The following is a 3,903-nucleotide window of genomic DNA, read 5'->3' on the forward strand; positions in this document are numbered from 1 at the left end:
CGCCGCGCGAACACCCGCTGCGGCGGCAGCCGGTCACCGGGCTGCAGCCGCCCGGCGGCGATGTCGTCCGCGACGCGATCGGCGATACGCCGGTAGTCAGCCACGACGGTTGCCCCACCTTCCCCCGGCCCTCACCACATTGCACCGAGGGCAAAGATCTTATTGCACCGAGGAGTTGGGGGACCCTAGGGTCGATCCCATGACCACCTTCCTCGCATACGAGGACAAAGGGGAAGCGGGCCCGGCCCTTCCCCTTCCTCTCGTCCTCATCCACGGCCACCCCTTCGACCGCACGATGTGGCGCCCCCAGATCAGCGCGTTCGCCGCCTCCCGCCGCGTCATCGCCCCCGACCTGCGCGGCTACGGCGAGTCCCCCGTGGTCCCGGGCGTCACCCCGCTCCCGGCCTTCGCCGAGGACATCGTCACGCTCCTGGACGACCTCGGGGTCCGTGACTTCGTCCTCGGGGGCCTCTCCATGGGCGGCCAGATCGCGATGGAGTGCTACCGCCAGTACCCGCACCGCGTCCGCGGTCTCCTCCTCGCCGACACCTTCCCCGCCGCCGAGACCCCAGAGGGCAGGCGCACCCGCAACGCCATGGCGGACCGGCTGCTGCGCGAAGGCATGACGGGGTACGCCGACGAGGTGCTGTACAAGATGGTCGCGCCGTACGCGGACGCGGAGGTCGCGGCCCAGGTGCGCCGCATGATGACGGCCACCGACCCCGAGGGCGCGGCGGCGGCCCTGCGCGGCCGCGCCGAGCGCCCCGACTACCGCGACCTGCTCACCCGCGTCAGCGTCCCGGCCCTGGTCGTCGTGGGCGCCGACGACGAGTACACCCCCGTCTCCGACGCCGAGGGCATGCACGCCGCCCTCCCCGACTCCACCCTCCACGTCATCGACGGCGCCGCCCACCTGCCGAACCTGGAGCGCCCGGACGAGTTCAACAAGGTCCTGGAGGACTTCCTGGCGCGGCTGGACCACCTGGGCTGAGGGCGGCACCCGGACCGGACCGAGGGCGGCACCCCGAGACGCGGTTCACCCGTTTGGCCTACACCGAATGCGGTGCTCCCCCGTCCGCGTGACCATGCGGATGAGCTGTTCATCCGTCGGAGGAGGCCCTTATGGCCCAGCACAGCACCGCACCGCGTTCGAACGCCACGTCGCAGGAGACGCCGACGTCCCACCGGGAGACCCGCTCGGAGTGGGCCCACGGCGGGATGGTCTTCGCCGGTGTCCTGATGATGGTCATCGGCGTCATGAGCATCCTCAACGGCATCGCGGGGATCGCCACGGACGACGTGTACGCGAACATCGGGAACTACGCCTTCGAGTTCAGCCTCACCACGTGGGGCTGGATCCACCTGGTGATCGGACTCGCCGTCCTGGGCACCGGCTATGCCGTCATCCAGGGTCACACCTGGGCTCGCGCGGTGGGCATCGCCCTGACGTCCCTGTTCGCCATCGAGTACTTCATGTTCCTGCCGTACGCCCCCGTCTGGTCCGTCATCTGCATCGGCATCGCGGTGTTCGTGATGTGGTCCCTGGCGACGGCCCCGGACTCCCACGCGCACGGCATGTGACACCGCCGCACGCGTAGGAGCTCGGGGGTACGGCTTCGTCGGCGTACGCGGGTCCGCCCCGGTCGCCGGCGCAGTTCCCCGCGCCCCTGAAAGCAGCGGCTGCGCCCCGAGCCTTCCGGCCCGCACGGCCGTGGCTCTTCAGGCCCGCAGCGCCTGGTCCTCAAGGGTCGCGGGGAACTGCGCGACCGGCCCCCCACCCACCCGCGCCCGACCACGCAACCTTCTCCCCGCCCCACCCGTCCTTATAGGGACCCCGCAAAATAGGGACCCCGCAAGAAAAGCGAAAGGCACCGGCCCGTGGAGAGCGCGACCATCGAGCGGCCGGAGCCGTTGCCGGAACCGGCACCGGAAGACGCCCCGCCCCCGCGCAAGCGGCACCGCGGCAAGGCCGGCCTCGCCGCCCTGGTCCTCCTCGGCGTCAGCCTCGTCGTCGCCTCCCGCGTCGCCGACCTGGACGCCTTCACCCCGGTCACCCAGCTTCTCGCGTTCCTGCCCTGGCTCCTCGCCCCCACCGGGCTGGCACTCCTCCTCGCGCTCGTCGCACGCTGGTGGACCGGCCTGACCTGGGGCGTGATCGTCCTCGCCGCGCTCGCCTGGTACATCGAGCCGTACGCCAAGGCGACCGAGCCGGGCGGACCGGTGCTCGCCGAGGTACGGGTGATGACGTCGAACGTGCAGTTCGGCCACGGCACCGACGCCCTCGTCAAGGCCGTACGCCGCGACCGCCCCGACATCGTCTTCGTCGAGGAGTGCGAACTCACCTGCTCGGCCAAACTCCGCGACACCCTCGGCGACCTGAGCGGGAAGACCCCGCTCTACCCCCACCGCCAGTCCGTCGAGGGCTACGGCTCCACCGGCTCCGTCATCCTCAGCCGCTACCCCCTGAAGTCCGCCGCCCCGATCTACGGCTCGATGGGCATGCCCGGCGCGGTCGCCGACGTCGAGGGCCACCCCGTACGGCTGCAGCTGGCGCACCCCATGCCCCCGCTGCCGGGACAGCTGGCCACCTGGCGGCGGGAGCTGGACGCGCTGCGGGCGTACGCGGCGAAGGACACCCGTACGCCGACCATCCTGGCCGGGGACTTCAACGCCTCCCAGGACCACGCGGCCTTCCGCGCCATTCTCGACACCGGCCTGAGCGACGCCGCCCGTCTGGTCGGGCAGGACCGGAGGCCGACCTGGCCCTCCCGGACGACGCCGAGGTTCGGCGCCCAGATCGACCACGTCCTCGTCTCCGCCGAGGACTTCTCCGCACGCGAGGTCCGCTTCCGGGAACTGTCCGGCACCGACCACAACGCCGTCACCGTGGACCTCGCCCTCCACGAGCGCGCGTGAACCAAAGGGTCACAAAAGCCCTCCAGGACCCCCGAAATCCCGCCGTCATAATGGGCGCATGTCCCGCACGTTCCCCATCGGCCTTGCCCCGCCCGACTGGCTGGTGCGGAACCTCCAGCCGCAGCGGACGCCCGTCAACCGGCCGGCCGTCGCCCGCGCGGCCATCGCGCTGACGCTGCCGCTCGTACTCGGCCTGGCCGTCGGCCGGCCCGAGTACGGCGCGCTCGCCTCCATGGGTGCCCTGTCGGGCGTCATCAGCGACACGGCGGCCGCCTACCGGATGCGGCTGCTCAACATCGCGGTCCCGCAGTTGTTCGCCGCCCTGGGCATCACGCTCGGCTCGCTGGTGTACGGGCAGGGCTGGGTCACCGTCGCGGCGCTCACCGGGGCCGCGCTCGTCTCCGGGATGATCTCGTCGATCGGCGCCGTGGCCTCCGTGTCGGGCCTGCTGTTGCTCCTCAACTCGGTGGTGGGCGCGGGCCTGCCGATGCCGGGGCAGTGGTGGCTCGCCCCGGTCCTGATGACCGGCGGTGGCCTCCTCGTCCTCGCCCTGGCCCTGCTCGCCTGGCCGCTCAGGGCGGGCGTACCGGAACGGGCCGCCGTCGCGGACACCTACCGCAAGGTCGCGGACCTGCTCGCGACCACGACGACGGCCGATCCCGACGGAGCCGAGGCCGCGTACGACGCCGCCCGGCACCTCGTCACCCAGTCCCTCAACCAGTCCTACGACCTCGTCCTCGCCCGCCGCGCCCGGCACCACGGCCGCAGCCCCGAACTGGTGCGGCTGCTGGCCCAGCTGAACGCGATCACCCCGCTGGTGGAGGCCGCCCCGGCGGTACGGCTGTCCGGCCGGCCGCTGCCCGCCGAGATCCCCGTCGCCGTACGGCACCTCGCGGAGGCCGTCGAGACGGGGTACTCGGGGCCGCTGGGCCTGCGGCTGCCGGAGCCCGGGAGCGAGATCGGGCGGGCGGTCGACCAGGCGCTGCG

General features: G+C 72.4%; 5 protein-coding genes. 4 read left to right on the forward strand and 1 reads right to left on the reverse strand.

Annotation, left to right across the window (positions count from 1 at the left end):
* Window positions 1-104, reverse strand: a 104-nt coding sequence (locus tag AWZ10_RS47605) for a GntR family transcriptional regulator (protein WP_159058261.1), incomplete at its 3' end; no start/stop codon positions are given.
* A gap of 95 nt (window positions 105-199) precedes the next feature.
* Here AWZ10_RS47605 and AWZ10_RS12745 point away from each other — a divergent pair.
* The 4 genes from AWZ10_RS12745 to AWZ10_RS12760 all read left to right on the forward strand — a co-directional run.
* Entirely contained in the window at window positions 200-991 is a 792-nt protein-coding gene (locus AWZ10_RS12745; protein ID WP_060891110.1) for an alpha/beta fold hydrolase, read from the forward strand.
* Between the two features lie 131 nt (window positions 992-1,122).
* Complete coding sequence (locus AWZ10_RS12750) at window positions 1,123-1,581, forward strand: DUF7144 family membrane protein (protein WP_046704470.1); 459 nt, start codon at window positions 1,123-1,125, stop codon at window positions 1,579-1,581.
* 297 nt (window positions 1,582-1,878) lie between these two features.
* Window positions 1,879-2,916, forward strand: coding sequence for an endonuclease/exonuclease/phosphatase family protein (locus tag AWZ10_RS12755; RefSeq protein WP_060891111.1), 1,038 nt, complete (start codon window positions 1,879-1,881; stop codon window positions 2,914-2,916).
* A 58-nt stretch (window positions 2,917-2,974) separates the two neighbouring features.
* The coding region (locus AWZ10_RS12760; RefSeq protein WP_244172478.1) for a YccS/YhfK family membrane protein at window positions 2,975-3,903 on the forward strand (929 nt) is incomplete at its 3' end.

This window comes from Streptomyces europaeiscabiei (assembly GCF_001550375.1).
Lineage (GTDB): Bacteria > Actinomycetota > Actinomycetes > Streptomycetales > Streptomycetaceae > Streptomyces > Streptomyces europaeiscabiei.

Coding starts and splice junctions, on each gene's coding strand:
- AWZ10_RS12745 (WP_060891110.1), top strand. CDS start 200: ATGACCACCTTCCTCGCATACGAGGACAAAGGGGAAGCGGGCCCGGCC.
- AWZ10_RS12750 (WP_046704470.1), top strand. CDS start 1,123: ATGGCCCAGCACAGCACCGCACCGCGTTCGAACGCCACGTCGCAGGAG.